This is a genomic window from Asticcacaulis excentricus CB 48, from assembly GCF_000175215.2.
Taxonomy (GTDB): domain Bacteria; phylum Pseudomonadota; class Alphaproteobacteria; order Caulobacterales; family Caulobacteraceae; genus Asticcacaulis; species Asticcacaulis excentricus.
The window spans coordinates 750,448-774,156 of sequence record NC_014817.1 but is presented as its reverse complement, the minus strand read 5'-3'; the positions used below and the strand labels follow the sequence as shown (position 1 = coordinate 774,156).

At 60.6% G+C, this 23,709-nt stretch carries 24 protein-coding genes; 9 read left to right on the top strand and 15 right to left on the bottom strand.

The features are described 5' to 3' along the window. Positions 1 to 52: 52 nt before the first annotated feature. The 4 genes from ASTEX_RS15275 to ASTEX_RS15260 form a co-directional block, all read right to left on the bottom strand. Positions 53 to 1,657 (bottom strand): hypothetical protein, encoded by a 1,605-nt coding sequence (locus tag ASTEX_RS15275; protein WP_013480533.1) that lies wholly within the window; start codon positions 1,655 to 1,657, stop codon positions 53 to 55. Between the two features lie 128 nt (positions 1,658 to 1,785). Next, complete coding sequence (gene grxD, locus ASTEX_RS15270) at positions 1,786 to 2,127, bottom strand: Grx4 family monothiol glutaredoxin (protein WP_013480532.1); 342 nt, start codon at positions 2,125 to 2,127, stop codon at positions 1,786 to 1,788. Between the two features lie 67 nt (positions 2,128 to 2,194). Then, positions 2,195 to 3,121: an aldo/keto reductase gene (locus ASTEX_RS15265; protein ID WP_013480531.1), complete on the bottom strand. Its 927-nt coding sequence runs from the start codon at positions 3,119 to 3,121 to the stop codon at positions 2,195 to 2,197. 14 nt (positions 3,122 to 3,135) lie between these two features. Then, positions 3,136 to 3,366 (bottom strand): BolA/IbaG family iron-sulfur metabolism protein, encoded by a 231-nt coding sequence (locus ASTEX_RS15260; RefSeq protein ID WP_013480530.1) that lies wholly within the window; start codon positions 3,364 to 3,366, stop codon positions 3,136 to 3,138. A 125-nt stretch (positions 3,367 to 3,491) separates the two neighbouring features. Here ASTEX_RS15260 and ASTEX_RS19460 point away from each other — a divergent pair, with 125 nt between their 5' ends. Continuing rightward, a complete protein-coding gene (locus ASTEX_RS19460; RefSeq protein WP_013480529.1) occupies positions 3,492 to 4,259 on the top strand; it encodes a tetratricopeptide repeat protein in 768 nt (255 codons plus the stop codon). A 36-nt stretch (positions 4,260 to 4,295) separates the two neighbouring features. Here the strand turns inward: ASTEX_RS19460 and purL are convergent, their stop codons facing one another. The 5 genes from purL to purC form a co-directional block, all read right to left on the bottom strand. Next, positions 4,296 to 6,509, bottom strand: coding sequence for a phosphoribosylformylglycinamidine synthase subunit PurL (gene purL, locus ASTEX_RS15250; protein ID WP_013480528.1), 2,214 nt, complete (start codon positions 6,507 to 6,509; stop codon positions 4,296 to 4,298). A gap of 51 nt (positions 6,510 to 6,560) precedes the next feature. Next, complete coding sequence (locus tag ASTEX_RS15245) at positions 6,561 to 8,009, bottom strand: alpha/beta fold hydrolase (RefSeq protein ID WP_013480527.1); 1,449 nt, start codon at positions 8,007 to 8,009, stop codon at positions 6,561 to 6,563. A gap of 82 nt (positions 8,010 to 8,091) precedes the next feature. Then, positions 8,092 to 8,763, bottom strand: a complete 672-nt coding sequence (gene purQ, locus ASTEX_RS15240) for a phosphoribosylformylglycinamidine synthase subunit PurQ (protein WP_013480526.1) — start codon at positions 8,761 to 8,763, stop codon at positions 8,092 to 8,094. Between the two features lies 1 nt (position 8,764). Further along, positions 8,765 to 9,016 carry a phosphoribosylformylglycinamidine synthase subunit PurS gene (gene purS, locus ASTEX_RS15235; RefSeq protein WP_013480525.1) on the bottom strand — a complete coding sequence of 84 codons (252 nt, stop codon included), beginning with the start codon at positions 9,014 to 9,016 and terminating at the stop codon, positions 8,765 to 8,767. A 64-nt stretch (positions 9,017 to 9,080) separates the two neighbouring features. Continuing rightward, positions 9,081 to 9,839 (bottom strand): phosphoribosylaminoimidazolesuccinocarboxamide synthase, encoded by a 759-nt coding sequence (gene purC, locus ASTEX_RS15230; protein ID WP_013480524.1) that lies wholly within the window; start codon positions 9,837 to 9,839, stop codon positions 9,081 to 9,083. 246 nt (positions 9,840 to 10,085) lie between these two features. Between purC and ASTEX_RS15225 the strand changes: the two genes are divergently transcribed. Both ASTEX_RS15225 and ASTEX_RS15220 read left to right on the top strand, forming a co-directional pair. Next, positions 10,086 to 10,409 carry a DUF1476 domain-containing protein gene (locus tag ASTEX_RS15225; protein ID WP_013480523.1) on the top strand — a complete coding sequence of 108 codons (324 nt, stop codon included), beginning with the start codon at positions 10,086 to 10,088 and terminating at the stop codon, positions 10,407 to 10,409. A 55-nt stretch (positions 10,410 to 10,464) separates the two neighbouring features. Then, a complete protein-coding gene (locus ASTEX_RS15220; RefSeq protein WP_041659399.1) occupies positions 10,465 to 10,968 on the top strand; it encodes a hypothetical protein in 504 nt (167 codons plus the stop codon). On the opposite strand, the gene ASTEX_RS15215 is transcribed toward ASTEX_RS15220, so the two are convergent. Then, on the bottom strand, positions 10,965 to 11,669 hold the full coding sequence (locus tag ASTEX_RS15215; protein ID WP_013480521.1) for a 2OG-Fe(II) oxygenase family protein: 705 nt from the start codon (positions 11,667 to 11,669) through the stop codon (positions 10,965 to 10,967). The genes ASTEX_RS15220 and ASTEX_RS15215 overlap by 4 nt on opposite strands. Before the next feature lie 146 nt (positions 11,670 to 11,815). Then, entirely contained in the window at positions 11,816 to 13,120 is a 1,305-nt protein-coding gene (gene purB, locus ASTEX_RS15210) for an adenylosuccinate lyase (protein ID WP_013480520.1), read from the bottom strand. Positions 13,121 to 13,290: 170 nt separating this feature from the next. Here purB and ASTEX_RS15205 point away from each other — a divergent pair, with 170 nt between their 5' ends. The 4 genes from ASTEX_RS15205 to ASTEX_RS15190 all read left to right on the top strand — a co-directional run bounded on the left by ASTEX_RS15205 (position 13,291) and on the right by ASTEX_RS15190 (position 18,142). Beyond that, the gene (locus ASTEX_RS15205; RefSeq protein ID WP_013480519.1) at positions 13,291 to 15,156 is read left to right on the top strand and encodes a glycoside hydrolase family 9 protein; all 1,866 of its coding nucleotides are present in this window, start codon (positions 13,291 to 13,293) and stop codon (positions 15,154 to 15,156) included. Between the two features lie 107 nt (positions 15,157 to 15,263). After that, positions 15,264 to 16,511 carry a peptidoglycan-binding domain-containing protein gene (locus ASTEX_RS15200; RefSeq protein ID WP_013480518.1) on the top strand — a complete coding sequence of 416 codons (1,248 nt, stop codon included), beginning with the start codon at positions 15,264 to 15,266 and terminating at the stop codon, positions 16,509 to 16,511. Between the two features lie 105 nt (positions 16,512 to 16,616). Further along, positions 16,617 to 17,546: a protein-methionine-sulfoxide reductase catalytic subunit MsrP gene (gene msrP, locus ASTEX_RS15195; protein WP_013480517.1), complete on the top strand. Its 930-nt coding sequence runs from the start codon at positions 16,617 to 16,619 to the stop codon at positions 17,544 to 17,546. Continuing rightward, positions 17,546 to 18,142, top strand: a complete 597-nt coding sequence (locus tag ASTEX_RS15190; protein WP_013480516.1) for a protein-methionine-sulfoxide reductase heme-binding subunit MsrQ — start codon at positions 17,546 to 17,548, stop codon at positions 18,140 to 18,142. Before msrP ends, ASTEX_RS15190 begins: the two co-directional genes overlap by 1 nt. 143 nt (positions 18,143 to 18,285) lie before the next feature. Here ASTEX_RS15190 and radC read toward each other — a convergent pair whose 3' ends face one another. Continuing rightward, positions 18,286 to 19,020, bottom strand: coding sequence for a RadC family protein (gene radC, locus ASTEX_RS15185; protein ID WP_013480515.1), 735 nt, complete (start codon positions 19,018 to 19,020; stop codon positions 18,286 to 18,288). Positions 19,021 to 19,030: 10 nt separating this feature from the next. Further along, a complete protein-coding gene (map, locus tag ASTEX_RS15180) occupies positions 19,031 to 19,843 on the bottom strand; it encodes a type I methionyl aminopeptidase (protein WP_013480514.1) in 813 nt (270 codons plus the stop codon). A gap of 152 nt (positions 19,844 to 19,995) precedes the next feature. On the opposite strand from map, the gene ASTEX_RS15175 reads away from it, so the two are divergent. Beyond that, a complete protein-coding gene (locus ASTEX_RS15175) occupies positions 19,996 to 20,877 on the top strand; it encodes a division plane positioning ATPase MipZ (protein WP_013480513.1) in 882 nt (293 codons plus the stop codon). 27 nt (positions 20,878 to 20,904) lie between these two features. After that, positions 20,905 to 21,345, top strand: a complete 441-nt coding sequence (locus tag ASTEX_RS15170) for a J domain-containing protein (RefSeq protein WP_013480512.1) — start codon at positions 20,905 to 20,907, stop codon at positions 21,343 to 21,345. A 33-nt stretch (positions 21,346 to 21,378) separates the two neighbouring features. Here the strand turns inward: ASTEX_RS15170 and ASTEX_RS15165 are convergent, their stop codons facing one another. Further along, positions 21,379 to 21,924 carry a hypothetical protein gene (locus ASTEX_RS15165; protein ID WP_013480511.1) on the bottom strand — a complete coding sequence of 182 codons (546 nt, stop codon included), beginning with the start codon at positions 21,922 to 21,924 and terminating at the stop codon, positions 21,379 to 21,381. Positions 21,925 to 21,969: 45 nt separating this feature from the next. After that, entirely contained in the window at positions 21,970 to 23,352 is a 1,383-nt protein-coding gene (locus ASTEX_RS15160) for a D-alanyl-D-alanine carboxypeptidase (protein WP_245532553.1), read from the bottom strand. Positions 23,353 to 23,709: the final 357 nt, after the last annotated feature.

The window sequence follows — 23,709 nt, the reverse complement described above, 5'->3', positions numbered from 1 at the left end:
ATCCGCGACGGTGAAAACAAAAACCCCGGAAGGTTCGCCTTCCGGGGTTTTTTTATTTGTTGCCGTCTTCATCATCGTCGGTTGCGTTGGGCTTCGCGGCAGGGGCCTTCAGCATGTCCAGAACCTCAGCCTTTGATTTCCCGGCATCAATCGCCGCGACAATGCCACTCAGCCGTTTGGCCGCCGCGCTGCCATGTGGGTCATTGGCCAGCGGACGCAACACATCCGCTGCTTCGCCTAAGCGGTCGCGCCTGATCAGCAACTGCGCCGCAAAAAGGGCGTAGTCGCGCACCGCCGGGGCCAGAATATGGGCCTGATAGGCGGCATTCACCGTGTTGTCGTCCGGATAGTCCGGCCCCGTCTTCGCCGCGCGCGCCAGATAGTTGAGATTGGAGGCGTTCATCGGGTCAAGAGCATAGGCCTTACGAAACGCCTCGCGCGCCTTGCGCATCTGAGAGTCGAAGGTTTCCCCCGGTTGAAAAAGCTTGTGAACGCTCATCAGATACCAGGTCTGACCCAGACGGTAGAAGCCTTCGGCGTCATCGGGGTGGGCCGCTGTGTAGGTCTGATAGTAGGCAAGCCCCTTTTGTTCATCGCCGTGCTGGATTTCGGCGCGCGCCAGCACGCCCTGCGCATAGGCATCGTCCGGATATCTGGCGGCCTCCTTCTGGACTTTCTCCAGCAACGCTGTCCTGTAGTCGCGGGGTATGCAGGTCATAGACGCGGCATCCCACAGCGCCAGCTTGTCGGCACTGACCGGCATGGGCGACAAACTGATTTTTGGGTCCGGCATATCCCGGATGCGATAAACCGTCGCCTTCAGCGAATTCATATAGCTCCACCGGACCGACGACAGCGATTTGACCGGCACACCGAAAACCGCTTCAAAAGCGACCACCGCGTCCTCCCCCTTGCTGCGGCGCTCAAGATAGTGGCGGAAGGCCTCACGCCGTGCCGGGTCACTCAGGATCCAGTGGGTCAGCAGCCACGACTGGGCATAGAAGTTCGTGCGTGGCCGCCGCGTGGAGGGTGCATCGCGGAGTATCTCTTCATAGGATAGGGCGCCGGGTGAGTTCAGTTCTCGTATACGCCACGACAGGGCCATGCCGACCACCGCCTCATCATTCAGAATCTTCGTCGTGCCGTAATATTCGGCGAACCCTTCGACAAACCAGCGCGGATAGAAGATCTGAGAATTCTGAAACATGAATATGTGCGTATATTCATGGAAGAAAAAATGCTGGCTGGTGTTTTCAGCGAGGTTCTGAACCTTTGAGGCCGAAGCGATAGTATCGCCTTCATAGGTCGAAAACCCGGTAATACCTGCGGCACAGATACGCACGAAACCGGCGACATCGGAGTCCATCCTGGGCCAGACCTGTTTCAGGTCAGAGCGGCTGGACAGAAAATACATCCTCATCCGCGGCTGCGGCTCGGCATCGGGGCCGGAAAGGCCATAAAAGGCCCCGATAATGTAGCGAAACTTTTCCAGATTGCGCACATAGGCCTCGGTGGCCTTGGCGTTGACGTTGGAATAGACGGTGAAATTCGGGCTCTGCGCGACAATCCATTTGTCAGCGGCATGCGACAGGCTGGCCATAAGAGACAGGCCGAGGCTCAGGCAGAGACTCAGGCCAATAATCGCTGTCTTTCGCATCCTAATCCCCCCTGCGTGGCAAAACCGGTCTTAAAACACCCGCTGCCCGCGCGCTGACAAGTCAACAAAAACGCCCTGACCCAAATTGGGTAGGGCGTGTGTCAGGCGTATGAAAGAGACGGCGAAAATCAGGCCTCCAGCACGCCTTTTTCGGCCAGAAGCGTCTCAAGTTCGCCGTTCTGGAACAGCTCGCGCACGATGTCGGCGCCGCCGATGAACTCTTCCTTGACATAGAGTTGCGGGATGGTCGGCCAGTCGGAATAGGCCTTGATGCCTTCGCGCAGATCATTGTCCTGCAACACATCGACGCCGGCGAACTCAACGCCCAGATGGTCCAGTACCTGCACCACCAGCGAAGAGAAGCCACAGCGCGGCTGATCCGGCGTGCCCTTCATGAACAGGACGACGGGGTTGTTCTTGATGGTGCCATCAATGAACTGATGCACTTCGGTATTGAGATCGGCGCTCACGGCTGGCACTCCGGAAAAAGGATTTATGGGACGGATATAGGCACAGAGCGCCATAAAATCCAGTGGATCAGGCCTGTTTCTTGCGCGCGTTCGCCAAGGTATCGGCCTGAGCCGAAAAGCGGGCCATCTCGATCTGCGCCGGCACCGAGGTCGGCATGGCGCGTTCAACGACCGCCGCCAGCGCTTCCAGATGTTCGGGATCATCCGCTGTGGCGAACAGGGTCGAAAGATTGGGCTGGGTCAGGGCGTAGGACAGGCACAGTTCTTCGGCGGTCCAGTCGGGTGTCTGATGCAGGAAGGCGTAGGTGCCGCGCCCGGCCAGCGGATCGGCGGCTTTGCCACCAAATAGCCCCAGCCAACCGGACTTGGGCACCACGGCCTCCGGTTTGCGATACTGCGCCGGGAAAAAGTCGTGTCCGAACACGGCCATACCCTGCGCCAGCGCGTAGTCGAGCAGGTGGCGCTTGTTCCACGAGGTGTCGATGTCGAAAACGGTCTTCAGAATGTTGAAACGTCCGTCATCGACGGCGACCTTGATCAGGTCATCATTGGCGGTTGCCCCGGTAAATTTCAGCATCCCGGCTTCGCGCAGGGCGTTGATAAAGGTCCAGCTACGGTCGGGTATCCGGTCAAAACCATTGGCATGGAAGACGAGCAGATCGATCCATTGCAGACCCGACGATTTAATGACGCCGCGCAGGCGCTCACGCAGGGGCTCAAGCCGGTATTCATCGGCGGGATCGCTACTGCCCTCTTCTTCGGCGCTCAGGGAGATGAACAGAACGCGACGGTCCACAATCGCCAGCGTATCGGCCGCTGTGGTCAGCAGCTCCGGATGGGCCGAGGTCAGGTGAAACGTATTGATGCCGTTTTCCAGCGCTGTATTGAGCAGCCGGGCCACCGCGTGACGGCTGCGACCCAGCTTCGCCCATGAGACATTAAGGCCCAGGGCGGAAAGGGCCTGACCGGAACGTCCGAAGGGGCGATAGCGCATCGGCGGGCCTGCCTTCAGGGGATGCGGGTTTCGAGGGCCAGCGCGTGCAACGGCCCGCTCATCAGATCGGACAGGGCCGCATAGACCTTCTGATGCTGGCGCACGCGCGGCATCCCGGCGAAACCGGCGTCGGTGATATAGGCTTTGTAGTGATCGCCGTCCCCGGCCAGATCTTCGACGACAATCTCGGCGTCCGGGAAGGCGGCTTTCAGGCGGGCTTCGAGATCGGATTGCGCAATGGGCATGGGGAGGGCCTTGAGAACGACTCGATTAACAAACACAATAGACTTGGAACTATCACAAAATGGGTTAACAAGTGGCAATCGTCCGCCTCTGCGGGCATGGCTTTACCTTATTTACGGACCGCCGCATGACCAATCTGACGGATATCCGCAACCCCAAGCCCAAGCCGTGGGTACGTGTGGTGCAGGTACTGGCCTTTGTGGTGCCGCTGATCATTGCCGGGCTGTGGATGTGGCAGGAAAATGAACGCTGGCGCGGCGTCAAAATCTACAAAACCGCCTTTGATTACGAGCTGGCCTATGCCGAAATCGGCGTCCTCAAGTCGCAGGTCTATGTGGCGCAGGCCTATGATAACGGCTTTCAGGTCGAGAAGGACCCGGCCAAGGCTGTGGAATGGTACAAAAAGGCGGCGGCCCAGAGCCATGCTGAGGCGCAGTATCAGTTAGGTCGCCACTACCTCAGCGGCGAAGGCATCGCAAAGGACGAGAAAGAAGCCTTTGTCTGGGTGCAGCGCTCGGCCTTCAAGGACTATCCGCAGGGGCTGTTGCTGACGGGGCAGATGCTGTGCGAGGGGCGGGGTGTCGAGGCCAACTGTGCGCGCGGTATCGACCTGATCCGTAAGGCCGCCGAAGCCGGCTTGCCCGAAGCGCAGACCGAATGGGCGCGGCGGCTGGAAACGGGTGAGGGCGTGGCTAAAGACCTGACCGAGGCCTATGTCTATCATGCGCTGGCGCATGAGGCGCGCACCTGGCAGCAAAGCCCGGCACCGGTATCGGCTGATCTGCAACGATTGACGTCGTTGATGACCAGGGCACAGCTTGCCGAGGCCGAAAAGCGCTTTACCGAACGCCGCCCGGAGCGGGTCCGTCCGGGACAAAATCAGGTGACGTTTTAAGAAGTCTCTCCCCTGACACCAAGGGAGGGGCTGTGTTTACCCCATAAATTCCGGCAGCCAGCGCTCATTGGCGGTTTTCAGTTCGCTCAAGGACAGCGACATGACGCCGGTCAGGCTGAGGTCAGAGCCGCCCGCCACACCTATGGTCAGGGCGGGGACGCCCGCTTCGGCGGCCTTGGCCAGCACCAGATGCGCCGACGCTTCATCGACCGCGATCAGGTAACGCGCCTGATCTTCGGCAAAGGCAAAGATGTGGTCTTCGAGAGCGGTGGGGTTTTTCAGCTCGATGCCGACGCCCGACGCCGAGGCCATATCGAAGGCCGCCGGCAGCAGGCCGCCATCCGACAGGTCGTGTACGGCCCTGGCGGTTTTGGAGCGGATCAGGTCGCGCACAAAGTCGCCATTGCGCTTTTCGACGCTCAGATCGACCTTCGGCGGTGCACCGGCTTCGATGCCGTGCACTTCGCGCAAATACAGAGACGAGCCCAGTTCGCCGACGGTTTCGCCGACGAGGACCAGCACCTGACCGGCCTTCAGCGTATGAAAACCGACGCGCTGATCGTAGTCGGTCAACAGGCCTACCGCACCCACGGTCGGGGTCGGCGGGATCGCGACGCCATTGGTCTCGTTATAGAGCGACACATTCCCTGACACGACGGGGAAGTTCAGTTCACGGCAGGCTTCGGCCATGCCGTCGATGGCGCGCACGATCTGTCCCATGATCTTGGGGCGCTCCGGATTGCCGAAGTTCAGATTGTCGGTGATGGCAATGGGGTCGGCCCCTACGGCGGTCAGATTGCGCCAGGCTTCGGCGACGGCCTGCTTGCCGCCTTCATAGGGGTTGGCCTTCACATAGCGCGGCGTGCAGTCCGAGGTAATGGCCAGCGCCTTCTTGGTGCCGTGAACACGGACCATGCCGGCGTCCGAACCGGTCGCCGAGTCGGCCAATGTGTCGGCCATGACGTGACGGTCGTACTGTTCCCACAGCCAGCGCTTGGAGGCCATGTCGGGCGAGGCCAGAAGGGTCAGCAGGGCGTCACCAACCGGGGCGGATGGCACCGAGGCGAGCGGCGCTTCCATATCCGGCTCGACCCACGGGCGGTCGTACAGCGGTGCATCGTCGCTCAGCGGGCCCAGCGGCAGGTCGCAGACGACCTCGCCCTTGTGCGTCAGAACGATATGTCCGGAGGTGTTGGTTTCGCCGATGACGGCGGCATCAAGGCCCCACTTTTCGAAGATACGGTAGCCGTCGTTTTCACGGCCCGGCTTGAGGATGGCCAGCATCCGCTCCTGAGACTCAGAGAGCATCATCTCATAGGCCGACATGTTCTCTTCGCGCTGCGGCACCTTGTCGAGGTCGAGCGTGATGCCAAGGCCGCCCTTACCGGCCATTTCGACCGAAGAGGAGGTGAGGCCCGCGGCCCCCATGTCCTGAATGGCGGCGACGGCTCCCGACGCCATCAGTTCCAGCGTCGCTTCGATCAGCAGCTTTTCGGCGAAGGGGTCGCCCACCTGCACCGTCGGGCGCTTTTCTTCGGAGTCCTCGGAGAATTCGGCCGAAGACATGGTCGCGCCGTGGATGCCGTCGCGGCCCGTCTTGGAGCCGAAATAGACGACCGGCAGGCCGGGTTCCGGCGCAGCGGAATAGAAGATCTTGTCGGCATCGGCCAGGCCCACGCACATGGCGTTGACAAGGCAGTTGCCATTATAGCCCGCGTGGAAGTTGGTTTCGCCGGCCACGGTCGGCACGCCGACGCAGTTGCCGTAACCGCCGATGCCCGCAACGACGCCTTCGACGATGCGTTTCGTCTTGGGGTGCGACGGTTCACCGAAGCGCAGGGCGTTGAGCAGAGCCACCGGGCGCGCGCCCATGGTGAAGACGTCGCGCATGATGCCACCAACACCCGTCGCCGCGCCCTGATAGGGTTCGATGTAGGAGGGGTGGTTGTGGCTTTCCATCTTGAAGATACAGGCCTGACCGTCACCGATGTCGATGACCCCGGCGTTTTCGCCCGGCCCGCAGATCACGCGCTCACCCGTCACCGGGAATTTGCGCAGGTGCATCCGCGAGGATTTGTACGAGCAGTGCTCCGACCACATGACCGAAAACACACCCAGCTCGACATAGTTGGGCTCTCGCCCCAACCGGTCGAGGATGACCTGATATTCGTCGGGCTTCAGTCCGAACTCCGACGCGTAGTCGGCCATGGATTTCTGGGTTTGGGCGGGGGCGGAGGATGTCGTGCTCATGGGCGCGCGTTTAGCGGATTCAGTGCGCCCTGTCAGCTATTATTGCCGGACTCACTCGTAAATGAACGGAAATTTGGGCCGGTCGTCTTTCATGCACGCGGTGTCCACGTCGGGATCGGCGGTTTGCAGAAACTGCGCCATCATTTTCTGCGCGCAGGCGCTGCCCTGAATGGTGTGCATCCGGTTGACGAAGGTATAGTTGCGGCCATGGCTGAGCCGCTTGACGGCCTCATCCGACAGTTCCGCCGGACAGCCCGCGTCGATATCCGCCGACAGCATCAGGGTCGGGATGTCGCTGGTCAGGGGCTGGTTTTCCACCGCCTCGGCGCGGCCTGTGGCAAAGGCCGGGCAGACCTCAAAGAAACGCCGGGCGTCGCGGGCGACGGACAGGGCGATCGGGTCGTTGCGGTCGGTGGCCTCAAGTGCCACCGGGTCTTCGAAGGCAAACTCCTCACGGCACAGGGTGGTGAAGAACTGGCCTTCGGTATAGCCCGCCTGCACCTTTTTAAAGGCATCCAGCGCGGCAAAATCGCCCTTCAGAAGGCGATCCATGGTCAGGGGCAGGCTTCGCGCGCCGTGATCGCTATAGAGTTCATCGAGCAGGAAGGCCCCGACCTCATCCGCCGTGTAGGTCTGGCCGTTATGGGTGACCGGCGCGTCCAGCCACTGTTTCAGACGGGCATCGAAGCGCGCTTCCAGATCGGGGAAGCGCTGACGGCAGGTGGCATCGGCGCGGCAATAGGCCAGCACCTGACGCACTTCACGCGACACCAGAGCGGGCAGGGGGGCGGTGGCATTGCCTTCCGGCGGCCAGGTCGAAGAGAGGATAACGCTGCGCAGGCCTTCCGGGTCGTGCTGCATGACGGCCATGGCCACGCGCGTGCCGTAGGAGCCGCCAAACAGGTTATAGGTGGTGATGTGCAACGCCTGACGCAGGTCGCGGATGTCCTGAGCGATGACGGCGGAATGATATTGCGACATGTCCACGCCATTGGCGCGCCAGTGCAAAGCGCACGCCTTCAACACCTCAACGCCCGCCGCGCTGGTCACACCCGCGTCGGACAGGGGCGCTTCGCCGCAATCGAGCGACGGGGTCGATTGCCCGGTGCCGCGATGATCGAACAGGATCAGGTCGCGGTCGAGCGCGGTCTTATCACCCTTGGCGATGTAGGGGGCGGCCGCGACAATATCGCCGCCGGGGCCGCCGTGCAGATAGATCAGGGGATCGGGTTTTTTGTCAGGCGCGGCGGCGCGCGCAATGACGACGGGAAAGCTGATGCGACGGCCATTGCCGCTGCCGCGCGTTTCCTCAACCACCATGTCGCCGCACTCAATGGTGCGGGTTGTAACGATGGTCTTATAGGCGGCGGGGCAGGCCTTAGCGTGATAGCCTAGCGACAAGGGCGTCGTCACCGGCGTGTCGGGAAAGGGAGCGGCTGAGGCACAGCCCGCCGTCAAAGCCAGAATCGCAGAGAACCAAAACCCATGACGGATACGCATGAAAAACCCCTTACTGATCCGGCCGTCAGCCGGACAGGTAAGGGGTTGCATCTGTAACCGGTTCTGTCAATCAGCCTTCGCGTCAGGCCGCCTGAAGCACGCGCATCAGGCTGTGGAACAGTGGCGCACCGTCGGCCGAGCCCAGCGCCGGTTCAAAGGCGCGGTCCGGGTGCGGCATCATGCCCAGCACATTGCCTTGCGCATTCATGATGCCGGCGATGTTGTTGACCGAGCCATTGGGGTTTTCGACGTAGCGAAACACCACCTGATTATTGTCTTCGATGGCTTTCAGCGTTTCGGCATCGGCGAAGAAGTTACCGTCGCCATTGCCCTGCGTCATCCACACGCTCGCCTTGTCGCCATAGGCCGACGTAAAGCGCGTATTGCGATTTTCAATCGTCAGTTCAATGGGTTTGCAGACGTACTTAAGACCGGCATTACGCATCAGTGCGCCCGGCAGCAGGCCCGCTTCGCAGAGGATCTGAAAGCCGTTGCAGATACCGACGACCGAGACGCCGCGCTGCGCCGCCTTGACCACCTCGGCCATCACCGGCGACAGGGACGCCATCGCGCCGCAGCGCAGATAGTCGCCATAGGAGAAGCCGCCCGGCACAACGATCAGGTCGAGGCCCGCAGGCAGGCTCGTGTCCTGATGCCACACCATGCTGACTTGGGCCCCGGTCGTTACCTCGACCGCCACCTTGCAGTCGCGGTCGCAATTGGAACCCGGAAAGACGAGGACGGCGGCTTTCATCTTACGCGACCTCGATGCGGTAGGATTCGATGACCGTATTGGCCAGCAGCTTTTCGCACATGGACTTCACTTCGGCTTCGGCAGAGGCCTTGTCCGTGCTTTTCAGGTCGAACTCCAGCACCTTGCCGACGCGGACATTGGCGACATCGCTCCAGCCAGCGGTGCCCGCCAGCCCGTTGAGCGCGCCTTCGACCGCCTTGCCCTGAACGTCCAGAACGCCAGCCTTGAGGAAGATATGAACCGTGGCTTTCATCTTTTCACTTCAATTTGAGAGAGTAAGCAAAAAGTCCACCGTCACCGATGGACTTTGAGGTAGATTATTGAGCGCCGCCTTCGATCACGCGGGGCATGTCCTTCATGATTCCAAGGCGCTTGGCGACCTCGGTATAGGACTCGATCACATCGCCCAGATCGCGGCGGAAGCGGTCCTTGTCCAGCTTTTCGCCCGACTGCGTGTCCCACAGACGGCACGAATCGGGGCTGATCTCGTCGGCCAGGATGACGCGCGCGAACTCGCCCTCGAACAGGCGGCCGAACTCGATCTTGAAATCGACCAGGGTGATGCCGACGGCGGCGAACATGCCGCACAGGAAGTCATTGACCCGCAGCGTCATAGCCAGAATGTCGTCGATTTCCTGCGTCGTGGCCCAGTTGAAGGCCGTGATGTGCTCTTCCGTAATCATGGGATCGCCCATCTCATCGTTCTTGTAGTAGAACTCGATGATGGAACGCGGCAGTTGCTGGCCTTCGGGCAGGTTAAAGCGCTTGGCCATCGAACCGGCGACGACATTGCGGCAGACGACTTCCAGCGGAATGATCTCGACTTCGCGGATCAGTTGTTCACGTAAGGAAAGACGTTTGATGAAGTGGTTTTGCACGCCGATCTGAGTCAGGCGGGTCATCACGAACTCGCTGATGCGGTTGTTGATGACGCCCTTGCCTTCGAGCTGGGCCTTCTTCTCGCCGTTGAAGGCGGTGGCGTCGTCCTTGAAGTATTGAACCAGCGTACCGGGCTCAGGGCCTTCGTACAGGATCTTGGCCTTGCCTTCGTAAATTTTCTTGCGGCGGGTGGTCATGGCGCCATCTCCAGAAAGGGCAGCGCATGTGCAGACGTCGGAATAGTCAAACCATCCGGGCCAGCCGGTGAGGGGTGTCGGGGAGGGTTTGAAAAGGGCGTCTGACGCACGGCTGTGAAAGAGGCATCCCAGGGATGCGATTGGGTGCAGCCAATAATCAAAAACTTTTGTGATGTAAATGACGGTTTGTGTTGCGCGGGGTCATGGCGCGCATTAAAACCAAAAGGACAAGTGAGGTTTATCCCTATGACGACGTTTGATGACCGATCCAAAGGTTTCGAAGCGCAGTTCGCCCACAACGAAGAGTTTGAATTCAAAGCTGTGGCGCGCCGCAACCGTATGATCGGCCTGTGGGCTGGCGAAAAAATGGGCCTGTCCGGCGACAATCTCGAAAACTACGCCAAGGCTGTGGTGCGCGCCGATTTCGAGCAGCCGGGTGAAGAGGACGTGATTCGCAAGGTGCTGGGTGACCTGACCGCCTCCAACATCCCCGTGCGCGAGACAGAAGTGCGAACCAAGGTGGTTGAGTTCCTGGCTCAGGCGCGCGAAGCTCTGAAGAACGAGCAGTAAGATTTGAACCCGGCCCGCAAGGCCGGGTTTTTTAATGCGGGGGGGGGGGGACAAGATGAAATGGCTTATCGGCTTTATCCTTTTGTCAGGATTGGCGGGTTCGCCTGCGTTTGCGCTTCAGGTAGAGGGGCCTTTGTCTCCGGTTGTAACCGCAGATGTCAAACAGCATCCTGACTTCCTCCTTCGTAAGCAGCATCCGAACGCTTATCTCTCAGACAAGGGCGATTTCGATGGCGACGGTCAGGCTGATGAGGTTGCTTTCCACAAGAACGCCAAAGGCCAAGTCGTTGTCCTTATTAAATTTGGAAATGGTCTGATCGCGGGATTGCCCACACAGTTGTTGTCCTTGAAAGACGATATGCCTCGCGCGGGTGTCAAGACGGTCAAACCGGGCACCTATAAGATGGCATGCGCGAAAAAAGCCGGTCCGGATAATCAGTCCTGCCAGCCCGAAGTAACGACCAAAACCGATGCCTTTGAGGTGTTTACTTTCGAGGCCGGATCGGTTCTCTATATCTGGAAAGAAGAAGAGTTCAGGCCCTATGTACTCACCGACTAAACAAACCGCCCAGTGACCGCAAACCGTGGGGCGCCTGCATAGGCCGCCAAAGAGGCGACTGAGCGGGGCTGATCCCCAGCATAGAGGGCCAGATCGTTGAGACGTGGCATAATGCCGCCTTCGATATCGCCCGACGGCGAATGGAACAGGATCTGCCCGCCCCAGTCCGAGCGCCAGTCGTGGGTGAAGTTCCATTCAAAAGTCAGAGCGGCCTGCGCGTCCGTATGCATGGTAAAGAAGTCACCGGGGCGGTAGCCGGTGGCGATCAGGCTTTGCAGTTTCAGGCCCGACAGACCGGTCAGGTTTTCGCAGAAGGCTGCAAATTCCGCCGACCACAGAAGTTGAGCCAGACCAAACAGCGGATGGTCTTCGCCCAGATTCATCAACGCCTCTTTTGAGGTCAGGTCGTAGCCCAGGTGCAGGAAGCTTAAGCCCGTCTGGGCGCGTTCGGCGGCGGCGGCGAGGCGGTCCTGAATCTCCGACGGATTGAGCGTCTCAAGCTCGGTGCGCGACAGGATGTCCGGCTGGCCTTCGCTATCGACCAGATGCAGTTCCCACAGGGTCTGCTGCTCCAGCGCGTGATGAACGGCGTGAGCGTCCTCGTGCGACAAGGCCCCTTCGAGACGGATGCGGCCTTTACGCCCAAAACGGTCGCGGTAGCCGGTAAAATCGAAAGCGTCGGTCAGAAGGGAAAAGGACATGGTCTTACTCCAAAGTGCCTCCCCTGATATCAGGGGAGGTGGATTTTGGCGCGGAGCGGCAAAAGACGGTGGGGTTAATTGCCGCCGGAGTACCCCCCTCCGGCTTTCAGCCGGTGTCCCCCCTAAAATTAGGGGGGATACGGCTCTTATTCCCCAAACACGCGGGCGAAAATCGTATCAACGTGCTTGGTGTGGTAGCCGAGGTCAAAGAAGGGCTCAAGCTCTTCGCGGGTGAAGAATTTGGACACGTCCTCGTCGGCGCTCAGGAAGTCGAGGAAGTTGCCTTCGCCGCGCCACACGCGCATGGCGTTGCGCTGAACCGCCGAATAGCTGTCTTCACGCGACATGCCCTTTTGCGTCAGGGCCAGCAGCACGCGCTGCGAGTGAACGAGGCCGCCCAGTCGGTCGAGGTTCTTCTGCATGTTTTCCGGATAGACCAGCAGATTTTCCACAACGCCCGCCAGACGACGCAGGGCGAAGTCGAGATGCACGCAGGCGTCCGGTGCAATGCCGCGCTCGACGGAGGAATGCGAAATATCGCGCTCGTGCCACAGGGCGACGTTTTCCATGGCCGGAACCACCGCTGAGCGCACCAGACGCGCCAGACCGGTCAGGTTTTCGGTCAGGACGGGGTTGCGCTTGTGCGGCATGGCCGACGAGCCCTTCTGCCCCTTGGAGAAGAATTCTTCGGCTTCCAGCACTTCGGTGCGTTGCAGGTGACGGATTTCGACGGCCAGACGCTCGATGGATGAGGCCACGACGCCCAGCGCTGCGAAGAAGGCGGCGTGACGGTCACGCGGGATGACCTGGGTCGAGACGGGCTCCACGCTCAGGCCCATCTTTTCGGCGACATAGGCTTCGACTTCGGGCGAGACATTGGCAAAGGTACCGACCGCGCCGGAAATGGCGCAGGTCGAGATTTCTTCACGCGCGACCTCAAGGCGCTTTTTGGCGCGCACGAATTCGGCGTAATAACCGGCCAGTTTCAGGCCAAAGGTCACCGGCTCGGCATGGATGCCGTGCGAACGGCCCACGGTCGGGGTGAACTTGTGCTCAAGGGCGCGCTTTTTCAGCGCCGCCAGCACCAGATCGACGCCTTCAATCAGCAGATCAGCCGAACGCTGAAGCTGAACCGCGAAACAGGTATCGAGCACGTCCGAAGAGGTCATGCCCTGATGCAGGAAGCGCGCTTCGGGTCCGACGATTTCCGACACGTGGGTCAGGAAGGCGATGACGTCGTGCTTCACCGTGCGCTCGATCTCGTCGATGCGGTCCGAATCGAACTGCGCATCCTTACCCTTGGCCCACAGGGTTTCGGCGGCCTCGGTAGGTATAACCCCCAGTTCGGCCATCTTGGTTGCGGCGTGGGCCTCGATTTCGAACCAAATTTTGTACTTGGTCGAAGGGTCCCAGATGGCGGCGGCGTCCTGACGGGAATAACGAGGGATCATGGCAAGGTCCGGTCTGAGAGAGATAAAAGGGGGATAAAATGGTCGCGGTTCTGTTGGGCGGATGTGTCCTCTGAGTCAAGATTTAAATGTACTTTTCGCGTCGGGCAGGGTTTGGTAGGTCAAGTTACTGACAGCGCTGACATAGGCGCGGATATTGAGGGAGAAACGGAATGAAACAGGCGCTTTTAGCCGGCGTCGTGATGGCATGTGTGGGGGGCGTGGCGATGGCTCAGCCGAACCTGCCGCGGCCTTATCAGCATCACTATATGGAATTTCCGACGCTCAATCAGACCGGCTTTCAGCCGGATTCGCCCAAAATCGCCGTCTATGCCGTGCCCGAAGACGCCCCGGCGCCCGCTGGCAAGGCATGGTCCGCCATCGATTGGGTGGTCAAGGACGCCGCCAATACGGTCGTGCTGTCCGGACGCAGCGAAGCGTTCGGCCTCAATGCCGGGTCGGGCAAGGTGGTGTACCAGATCGACTTTTCTGCCCTGAAGACGCCGGGTAGTGGCTATGTGGTCGGCGTGAAAACCGGCGACATCTATAAGGTTAGCGCGCCTTTCGACATTCGTGCCGATGTCTATCAATCATTGAAATACGACGCTCTGGCCTTCTTCTATCATCAGCGCGCCAGCGTGCCGATCGAGGCGAAGTATGTCGGCGACCGCTTCGCGCGGCCCGTAGCGCACGAAAAGGAGATCGTTACGTGCTGGGGGCCGAAGGACCATCGCGGCAACAGGTGGGGCGGGTGTCCGTACACACTGGATGTGTCCAAAGGCTGGTACGATGCCGGGGACCACGGCAAGTACGTGGTCAATGGCGGCATCGCCGTGTGGACGCTGATGAACGGCTATGAGGGGGCGCAGGCGCGCGGCGACCGCAGCTTTGACGATGGGCGGGTGAAGATTCCCGAAGCGGGTAACGGGAAAAATGACCTGTTGGATGAAGTGCGCTTTGAAATGGACTTCCTGCTGGCCATGCAGGTGCCGGACGGGCAGACCCTGAACTTGCCCTTAGGAGATCAGCGCAAGTCTTTGGACAAGCTCACCTTTACCCGTGTCGATGCGTCGGGCATGGCGCATCATAAGATGCATGACGAACACTGGACCGCCATACCCATGCCGCCGCATCTCGATAAGGAAAAGCGCGGCCTCAGCTATCCCTCGACGGCGGCGACGCTCAATCTGGCGGCGACGGCGGCGCAGTGCGCGCGGGTGTTCAAAGGCGTGGATGATGCCTATGCTGACCGCTGCCTGAGCGCCGCGAAAAAGGCCTATGCAGCGGCAAAGCGCGTGCCCGATGCCTATGCCATTGACGTGCTGCCGGGCGGCGGGGGGGGCTATGGTGACGGCCAACTGAGCGACGAGCTCTATTGGGCGGCAGCGGAGCTCTATGCCACCACGGGTGAGGCGGCCTATGAGAAGGATGTGAAAGCCTCGCCGCAGTATCTGACCGCCACGGATTTCAGTTGGGGCAAGGTCGATACGCTGGGCACGCTGACATTGGCAACGGTTGACACGCCCCTGCGGGCGGCCGCGCGTAAGGCCATTGTCGCGCGCGCGGCGGCCATGCGGGCGGAAACGGCCGGGCAGGGCTATCATATCGCCTTCAACAAGCCCTATGTCTGGGGCTCGACGGCGGATTTTATGAACCGCGCCATGCTGTTCGCCCACGCGGCGGATGTCAGCGGTGAGGCGGTCTATCGCGCCGAAGCCGTCAATCTGATGGATTATGTTTTGGGGCGTAACCCGCTGAATTTCAGCTATGTTTCGGGTTATGGCGAACGCGCCATGCAGCATCCGCATCATCGCTTCTGGGCCAATGACGCCACCTTGCCGCCCCCGCCGCCGGGCGTCATTGCGGGGGGACCCAATCAGAATCCCTCGGACCCAGATGCCAGGGCCCGTCTGGAAGGCTGCGCACCGCAAACTTGCTATGTGGATCATATCGGCAGTTATTCGACCAACGAAGTGGCCGTAAACTGGAACGCGCCGTTGTTCTGGGTGGCGGCGTGGCTGGATGGCACGCGCAAGTGAGAGGCTTTGAACAGGGTTAATTTACCCGAAAAACGCGAGTCGGGTTGGCGGCAGGGTTAATAAGGCGTTAAAATTGCCGCAACTGATTTGTCTGTGAGGGTGCTGAGATGAGGAACTGGACGCTGAACACCGGCGTGTCGCTGATGGCGCTGGCGGTCATGGCGTGTGGTACGGGCGCAATGGCGGCTAAGCCTGCGGTCAAACCGGCTTCCACCCCGGTCCTGAAGGATGCGCCCTCTGCCTATGGCGCATCCGGCGCGCAGGGCGTCTATATGGGTGAGGCGAAAGCCCCGGTCGTCAGCCCGTCGTCCGCGAAGGGCGACTGCCCCGATGGGGCTGTGGGCGGCGACCATCCGGACCTGCCGCCAGCCGTGGTCAAGGAGGCGCGTCCCAACCAGTGCTATACCCGTCTGATGAAAGCGCCGGTGCTGGAAACCTACGCCGAAAAGGTGTTGGTGGAGCCTGAGCGCGTCGAAACGCGCACCCTGCCTGAGGAATGGCGCTGGGCGGAGCGTCAGGTCGTGGATCAGCCGCAGCGCGTTGAGCGCAAGGTGATCCCCGCCGTGACGCGCAAGGTGATGGAAGAGCGCGTGGTTCAGCAAGCCACGTGGCGCGAGGAACCCGTACCGCCCGTTTTCGAAAAGCGCACGGAAAGTGTCATGGTGCGCCCGGCGCGTCAGGAATGGGTGCGCTCCGAAGGGATTGCCACCGGGGCCGCGCTGGTCACCCCCGGCGATCATCAGCCTGTGCGTTACCGCGCCGATGGTATGCTCACCTGGCCGGGTAAGGAGCCGGTGGCGATTCAGGGCAGCGCCGAAACGACCGAGTATCTGCAAAAGGGCTCGGCCCAGACGATCTGGTGCCTGAAAGAGGTGCCGGCCGAATATAGGCAGGTCGAACGGATGGTTGAGGTGCAGCCGGCGACGGTGCGCCGGATCAAGGTCCCTGCGAAGGTCGAAAAGGTTGAACGGGTCATTGTCGAGCGCGAAGAGCAGGTCATCGAAAAGGTGATCCCGGCCACCTATCGTACCGAAAAGTATAAGGAAGTTATCAAGCCGGCGCGCACCGAATCCTACACGGTCGCCCCGGTCTATAAGACGGTCGATAAGACGCGCGCCGTGAAGGCCCCTGAGCCGGTGTGGCGCGAAGTCCTGTGTGAACGCAACACCACCCCGGCCAAGATCAAGGCCATTCAGGTGGCCCTGAAACAGCGCGGCTACGATCCGGGTCCGGCCGATGGCACGTTGGGGACGAAGACGGTGGCGGCCATGCAGAAGTTCCAGGCCGATCAGGGCCTGCCGCAGGGCCAGATTTCGGTCGAGGCCGCTGAGGCCCTGGGCGTCAAAATACATTAAGATGGGGAGGGCCGGTGCAGGGGGCACCGGCCTTTTTTTGCATCCGAGGTGTCACCAAATGGCCGGTTTCTGCGTATAGGTTTGTGTAACCCACGGAGACTGTCCATGCTGATCCGCCACGCCCCCGACCTGACCGAAAACGATGTCACCCCAAAGGATGTCTATATCCGGCGGCGCGAGATCATGGCGGCGGGGATTGGCTTCGGTCTGGGGTTGGCCGGAACGGCCACACAGGCGGCGCAGGTGACGGGCAAGCTGAGCGCCAAGCGCACCTTCTGGACCAATGAGACGCCGACCGACCTCGAAGCCGTCACGGGCTACAACAACTTTTATGAGTTCGGCACCGATAAGCTGGAACCGGTCAAATACGCCTCGGCCCTGACCACGCGGCCGTGGACGGTGAAGCTCGATGGCGACTGCGCTAAACCCCAGACGGTCGATATCGACACCCTGCTCAAGGGCGCGCTTGAGGAGCGTATTTACCGTCTGCGCTGCGTCGAAGGCTGGTCGATGGTGATTCCGTGGATCGGTATTCCGCTGGCGGAGGTCATCAAACGCGCCGAACCGCTTTCGAAGGCTAAATATGTGGCCTTCGAAACCGCGCTTCGCCCCAAGGAAATGCGTGGCGTGTCCGACCGCATCCTGCAATGGCCCTATGTTGAGGGCCTGCGTATGGATGAGGCGATGAACCCGCTGGCCCTGCTGGCCGTTGGGCTCTATGGCGACCTGCTGCCCAATCAGAATGGCGCCCCGATCCGGCTGGTCGTGCCGTGGAAGTACGGGTTTAAATCCATCAAGTCCATCGTGCGGATTTCGTTCACCACGCGAGAGCCACCGACCTCATGGAACCGTTATGCGCCGCGTGAATACGGCTTTTATTCCAATGTGAACCCGCAGGTCGATCACCCGCGCTGGTCACAGGCATCTGAGCGTCGTATTGGCGAATTCAAACGCCGCCCGACCCTGATGTTCAACGGCTATGCCGACAATGTCGCGCAACTTTATGCCGGTATGGACCTGAAAAAGTACTACTGATGAAGGCGAAGCGCGGGTTTACGCTGGATATCGCCCTAATCTGTGGCCTCTGCCTGATGCCGGTGCTGTGGCTGGTGTGGCGGTTTGTCCAGAACGATCTGGGGGTTAATCCGGTCGAAACGGTGGTGCGGCAACTGGGGGTCTGGGGTCTGCGGTTGCTGGTGCTGGGGTTGGCCCTGACGCCACTGGCGCGTCTGTTGCGGCAGGGGCGGCTGATCCGCTGGCGGCGGCCCATAGGCCTGTTTGCCTTTGGCTATGTGACGCTGCACCTGCTGAGCTATGTGGTGATTGATCAGTATTTCGACTGGGCGCAGATCTGGTCGGATATCCTCAAGCGGCCCTATATCACTTTTGGCATGGTGGCCTTTGTGCTGCTGATCCCGCTGGCGCTGACCTCGTTCAATGCGGCCATCCGACGGTTGGGCGGAGTGGTGTGGCGCAACCTGCACCGGCTGATCTATGTGATCGTGCCGCTGGCGGCTCTGCACTATTTCCTGCTGGTCAAGGCCGACAAGACGATGCCGCTGGTCTATGCGGCGATCATCGCCATCCTGCTGGGCTGGCGTGTGTGGGAGTGGGCGAGGAAGAAGGTTTAGCCACGAAAAACACGAAAAAGCACGAACGGCAGAGGCTCAAACTGACCCATGGATGAATGTGGCTTTGCCTGTTTCAAAGCGCCTCAGTCGGGATGTCTGGGAACGCTTTTTCGTGCTTTTTCGTGTTTTTCGTGGCCAGACGTTTATATCGCGCCGACCTGTTTCATGCTCAGCACGCCTTCGCGGCCGACGATCAGGTGGTCGTGGATCGCGATTTTCAGCGGCTTACCGGCGGCGATATTGGCTTTGGTCATGTCGATGTCGCCCTGCGAGGGCATGGGGTCGCCGGAGGGGTGATTGTGCACCAGAATCACCGATGAGGCCGACAACTCCAGCGCCCGGCGCATGATTTCGCGCGGATAGGCCGGGGCGTGATCGACCGTGCCGTAGTTCATGATCTCATCGGCAATGAGCTGGTTTTTCTTATCGAGGAACAGCAGGCGGAACTGCTCGCGCGGTTCGTGGGCCAGCGTCACGCGCAGGTAGGACAGCAGCGCCTGCCAGCTTGAAATCACCGTTGAACGTTTCAGCGGCTCGGCCATCAGGCGTCGCGTCGCCTCGAACATCAGTTGCAGATCGAGCGCGATGTCCGGCGTCATCTTCAGCGACCGGCCCTTGTTGTCGAGCGCGGAGACCTGAAGCATGTCCTCCAACGGGGCCGACAGCACCGCGGACAGGCTGCCGAACCGGCTCAACAGGGCCTTGGCCAGCGGCTTGACGTCGCGTTGCGGGATGGAGCGAAACAGAATGAGCTCCAGCACCTCGTAATCGGGCAGGACCGACGTTCCCCCGCGGCGTGCCCGGTCGCGCAGCCGCTGGCGATGGCCGCCGTGATCAGGCAGGGTGGTTTCGGTTGTCGGCGGCTCCCCCTCAGCCATGTCCGCTATCTCAGCTCACCGGCTGCGGGCGGAACTTGTCCGAGGCCGTGAAGATTTCCAGCCCGTCCTTGGTCACGCCGATGCTGTGTTCGCACTGCGCGGTCAGCGATTTGTCGCGCGTCACGGCGGTCCAGCCGTCATTGAGCACCTTCACCTCCGGGCGGCCGAGATTGATCATCGGCTCGACCGTGAAGAACATGCCTTCTTCCAGCACGGGACCGGTGCCCGCGCGGCCAAAGTGCAGAACATTGGGGTTGTCGTGGAAGACCTGCCCCAGACCGTGACCGCAGAAGTCGCGCACCACGCTGCACCGCTGGGCTTCGGCGTATTTCTGAATGGCGTGGGCAATGTCGCCGAAGGTGTTGCCGGGCTTGATCTGCGCCAGACCCAGATGCAGGGATTCGTAGGTCACATCGACCAGACGCCGGGCCTTGGCATTGACGTTACCGACCTCATACATGCGTGAGGTGTCGCCATGCCAGCCGTCGATGATGGCGGTGACGTCAATATTGACGATATCGCCGTCTTTAAGCGTCTTGGCTTCCGAGGGGATGCCGTGACAGACGACGTGGTTGGGCGAAATACACACGGTGTGCATATAGCCGCGATAGAAGACGCAGGCGGGCAGCGCGCCGTGATCGAAGATAAATTCGCGTGCCAGATCATCCAGATAGGAGGTCTTCACGCCCGGCACCACATAGGGGATCAGCATGTCGAGGCAGTCGGCGGCCACCTTGCCGGCGCGGCGCATACCTTCGAAGCCTTCGGGTCCGTGGATTTTGATACGGTCGGTGCGGGTGATGTAATCGCTATCTGTGGTCATGACGGCAATATAGTCCCTGTGTCCGCAAATGGCTAGGCTCCGTGCACCGCTCTGTCCACGTTAAATCGTTAACCGATTATTGACCTTTGGGTGACGCCCCTCAAATATGAAGGGGCCGGATCAGGTGCTGATTCGGGCTGTGGAGTAGGGTCATGTCGAACGCGCGTATTCTGGTTTTTGGCAACGAAAAGGGCGGGGCGGGTAAGTCCACCGTCGCCATGCACGTGGCGGCGGCCTTGCTTTATCAGGGCAAGCGCGTCGCCATTATCGACCTCGACCTGCGGCAGCGTTCGCTGGCGCACTTTTTCGAGAACCGTAAAAAGTGGGCAGCGGCCAATGAGAAGATCCTGCCGCACGCGGTCGAGCCGTTTCTGCATAAATATCCCGCCGAACTGGTCAAGGTGCCGGACGCCGAGGCCAAGGCCGCCTTTGACCGCGCGCTGAGCGAAGCGATCGACGTGGCCGACTATGTGATCATCGATACGCCGGGTGGCGACAGCTTCCTGTCGCGGCGTGCCCATGCGGTGGCGCACGTCATTATCACACCGATGAACGACAGCTTTATCGACTTTGACCTGCTGGGGCAGGTCGATCCGGTGACGCTCGACGTCAAACGCCCGTCCATCTATGCCGAAACCGTGTGGAATTCGCGCAAGGTGCGCGCCACCTGGGACGGCAAGACGATCGATTGGATCGTGCTGCGTAACCGCCTCGCCACCAATCAGGCGCGTAACGCCAAACGTATCGACGACCGGCTTCAGGCGCTGGGCAAGCGGATCGGTTTCCGCGTGGCGGCGGGCCTGCGCGACCGCGTGCTGTACCGCGAGTTGTTCCCGTTCGGGCTGACCGTGCTTGACCTCAGCGAGGAGATCAAGCCCGTGGCCGTGTCCATGGCCCACGTCTCGGCCCGTGCAGAAATCCGTGCCGTCATGCTGGCGCTTGATCTCGAAAACGAGGCGGCGGTGTCGGAACAGTTGACGGAACTGGGGCCTCAGCTAGAAACGGACGAGGACGATTTCGAAGCGGCGGAGTAATTCTGCCCCCGTCCGGGACAACGCCCTGTGTATCTGATCATTGCCGCCGCTGCCGCCTTTGCCCTGCTGGTCTGGGTTGGCCGTCAGTCGCGTCTGGGGAAGCTCAAACCCGGACCGTGGATCAGGCAGAAACGCGCCCTGATCGCTGTAGGGGCTGTGGCTGTGGCCATGGCGGGCGTGATTTGCGTGGCGCGGGGGCAATACATTCTGGCCAGTATTCTGGTGTCCATCGCCTTTGCTATGGCAGGTGGGGCGCGGTATCGTCCTGAGCCCAGACCGGCGGGCGCATGGACCAGCGCCGAGATTGAGGCCTATCGCACGCTTGGGCTGGAGGTCGGGGCGGATCGCCGCGCCATCGTTAAGGCATGGAAGCAGCGGATGAAGGCGGCACACCCGGATCAGGGCGGATCGGATGCGCTTGCGGCGAAGCTTAATGCCGCGCGCGATACGTTGTTGAAGAAGAGATAGAAAAGTGCAGGGGCCACGGGCCCCTGCACCCCGTTAGTCGCCCACGAAATAGGACATCGCTATCTTGCGGGGTGCGTACTTGCCCACGCTCAGAGTACCGCTGAGTACAGCTCTATCGGACGCTTCAGGGCGCGCGTTTTCGTTTGATAGCTGACGGACAAAAACCGGATCAATTTTCCCCACGAAGTGAACGCGACCCAGTTGAGGGTCGTAGCCTTCGCATGCGATCTTTTTGAGCGTGATTTGATAGGATTTGCAGAAAACGCGGGGCATGTTTTCTCTGTATAGCCCCAATTCCCCCATCTTCTCAGGACTTTTCAGGTCGCTGAACACCATCATGAACGGTGCCCATGTTTTGATCGTCTGGCCTTTGCGTTCGTAGGTCGTCAGGTCTTTGGGCGTTCCGAAACTGATATGATAAAGTTCATACCTCCCATACTGAACGGGGGCGGTCGGTACATAATAGCCCGTTAAATCGAGAGATTTATCACGGATAAGAGCATTGGTTTGCGCGTGCGCAATTACTGGTATGCTTATGATAAGCAAGGCAAAGAGACGGCAAAATCTGACCTTATTCATAGGGCTTCCCGTTAGGGGGTGCAGGGGCCTGCGGCCCCTGCGTCTTTACGACTTCACCACCATGCAATCGAGACGCTTGGCTTCGATGGCCTTGCAGGCCTTTTGCGCCTCGGCCTTGGTCATGTCAATAAAGCGCGTGCGATAGCGGCCGGCGTCGTTTTCCGACACGTCGGTTTCAAACCCTTTGAGGCTCGGGAAGCGCTTTTTGATGTCCTTGGCCCAGTCGGCGGCTAGCGACTTCTGCTTAAAGGCCCCGACCTGCACCGCCCAGATGGCGTCCGGGTCTTTTTTCTTCTTTTTCGCGGCGGCGGTGGTCGAGGTCTTTTTGGCCACAGCCTTGTCCTCTGCGGCCTTTTCGGCCTTGCTGAGCGCGGCCACCACGGCGGGGGCCTTGGCGGTGCCGGACAGGCGCTGCACCGGGGTGCCGTCTTCGTCGTCCTGCGCGTCAAGGGCGGCCATCAGGGCGTTGGAGTCACCCACCACCTGATATTTGGGGGCCATGGCGCTGCGGAATTCATTTTGCGCCACAACGATCTGCTCACCCTTGTCGCGGCGGGCGAAGACATCAAAGCCGGTGTTCATCAGGCTGGTGACGTGCTCACGGCGCTGCGCCTTGTTCGATCCACCGAGCATCACGGCGATCAGGCGGTGATTGCCCTTGCGCTGAGAGGCGACGAGGTTGTAGCCGGCGGCATTGATAAAGCCCGTCTTCATGCCGTCAACGCCCGGATAGGCCAGCAGCGGATTGTGATTCGAATAGGTGCGGCCGTTGAACTGCACCGACCGCACGTGGAAATATTCGTAATATTGCGGAAAGTCGCGCATGACGGCGCGCGCCAGCACCGCAAAGTCGCGCGCCGAAGACACCTGACGCGAATCGGGCAGGCCCGACGCATTGACGAAGTTCGAGCGCGTCATGCCCAGTTCCTGCGCCTTGACGGTCATCAGGGCGGCGAAACGCTGCTCTGAGCCGCCGATATGCTCACCCAGGGCAGCCGCCAGGTCATTGGCAGAATAGGCGGCGATCAGACGCATGGCCATATCCACCGTGATGGTGTCGCCGGCCCTGAGGCCCGACTTGGTGGGCGGCATGGACGCAGCGTGGGCAGACAGGGTGATCACGTCATCGGGCTTGAGGCGGCCCTGCGCCATTTCCTCGAACGCCATGTACAGCGTCATGATCTTGGTCAGCGAGGCGGGATAGCGCGGTGAGTCGGCGCGCATGGCGTAAAAGACCTCACCGGACTGTGCATCAACGACAATAGCCGCGTAGCGGTCGCTGTCGGCCGGGTCCTGAGCGCGGGCGGGCGATACGGCCAGCACACCGATCAGCGCCAGAGCCGCGGCGGTCGTCGCCAGCATGGCCCTGAGGTTGACCGCTTTCGCCGCGACCCTGACCGTGTGTCGTGTCTGGGCCGTGTGAGACATTTTTTGACGCATTCGCATATCCCGCTTTTACGCTGCTACTGACTGAACGGCGACAAAACGCCGCAAGGGGGAGGTCTTTTGGATGCCCGCGCAACCCCGGCCAAGGACGAAACCGGCCTTAGTCCGGACGCGAAGGTGACATAAGACCATGGAAAGGCAGGCCTGTCAGCCTCAATTCATTCATCCTTAATCAGAACGCCCGATTTCCTTACCAGCGTCTTACAAAAGCGCGTATTTTTGGCCAAAATGCGCCCGGATTCGTCCGCAGGGTGAGGAAAGCGCATCACAATCGCGTTAGGTTTTTGTGCGCTGCACAATATTTATTGACGCCATGCTGCATATGCGTTATGCACAGGG

Bases quoted from the DNA above. Each gene is read 5' to 3' on its own strand.
- purL (WP_013480528.1), bottom strand. From the start codon at position 6,509: ATGAGCACGACATCCTCCGCCCCCGCCCAAACCCAGAAATCCATGGCC.
- ASTEX_RS15275 (WP_013480533.1), bottom strand. From the start codon at position 1,657: ATGCGAAAGACAGCGATTATTGGCCTGAGTCTCTGCCTGAGCCTCGGC.
- ASTEX_RS19460 (WP_013480529.1), top strand. From the start codon at position 3,492: ATGACCAATCTGACGGATATCCGCAACCCCAAGCCCAAGCCGTGGGTA.
- purC (WP_013480524.1), bottom strand. From the start codon at position 9,839: ATGACCACCCGCCGCAAGAAAATTTACGAAGGCAAGGCCAAGATCCTG.
- radC (WP_013480515.1), bottom strand. From the start codon at position 19,020: ATGGCTGAGGGGGAGCCGCCGACAACCGAAACCACCCTGCCTGATCAC.
- ASTEX_RS15260 (WP_013480530.1), bottom strand. From the start codon at position 3,366: ATGCCCATTGCGCAATCCGATCTCGAAGCCCGCCTGAAAGCCGCCTTC.
- msrP (WP_013480517.1), top strand. From the start codon at position 16,617: ATGCTGATCCGCCACGCCCCCGACCTGACCGAAAACGATGTCACCCCA.
- ASTEX_RS15190 (WP_013480516.1), top strand. From the start codon at position 17,546: ATGAAGGCGAAGCGCGGGTTTACGCTGGATATCGCCCTAATCTGTGGC.
- ASTEX_RS15265 (WP_013480531.1), bottom strand. From the start codon at position 3,121: ATGCGCTATCGCCCCTTCGGACGTTCCGGTCAGGCCCTTTCCGCCCTG.
- ASTEX_RS15165 (WP_013480511.1), bottom strand. From the start codon at position 21,924: ATGAATAAGGTCAGATTTTGCCGTCTCTTTGCCTTGCTTATCATAAGC.
- ASTEX_RS15215 (WP_013480521.1), bottom strand. From the start codon at position 11,669: ATGTCCTTTTCCCTTCTGACCGACGCTTTCGATTTTACCGGCTACCGC.
- ASTEX_RS15160 (WP_245532553.1), bottom strand. From the start codon at position 23,352: ATGTCTCACACGGCCCAGACACGACACACGGTCAGGGTCGCGGCGAAA.
- purQ (WP_013480526.1), bottom strand. From the start codon at position 8,763: ATGAAAGCCGCCGTCCTCGTCTTTCCGGGTTCCAATTGCGACCGCGAC.
- ASTEX_RS15245 (WP_013480527.1), bottom strand. From the start codon at position 8,009: ATGCGTATCCGTCATGGGTTTTGGTTCTCTGCGATTCTGGCTTTGACG.
- ASTEX_RS15205 (WP_013480519.1), top strand. From the start codon at position 13,291: ATGAAACAGGCGCTTTTAGCCGGCGTCGTGATGGCATGTGTGGGGGGC.
- purS (WP_013480525.1), bottom strand. From the start codon at position 9,016: ATGAAAGCCACGGTTCATATCTTCCTCAAGGCTGGCGTTCTGGACGTT.
- purB (WP_013480520.1), bottom strand. From the start codon at position 13,120: ATGATCCCTCGTTATTCCCGTCAGGACGCCGCCGCCATCTGGGACCCT.
- ASTEX_RS15220 (WP_041659399.1), top strand. From the start codon at position 10,465: ATGAAATGGCTTATCGGCTTTATCCTTTTGTCAGGATTGGCGGGTTCG.
- map (WP_013480514.1), bottom strand. From the start codon at position 19,843: ATGACCACAGATAGCGATTACATCACCCGCACCGACCGTATCAAAATC.
- ASTEX_RS15225 (WP_013480523.1), top strand. From the start codon at position 10,086: ATGACGACGTTTGATGACCGATCCAAAGGTTTCGAAGCGCAGTTCGCC.
- ASTEX_RS15200 (WP_013480518.1), top strand. From the start codon at position 15,264: ATGAGGAACTGGACGCTGAACACCGGCGTGTCGCTGATGGCGCTGGCG.
- ASTEX_RS15175 (WP_013480513.1), top strand. From the start codon at position 19,996: ATGTCGAACGCGCGTATTCTGGTTTTTGGCAACGAAAAGGGCGGGGCG.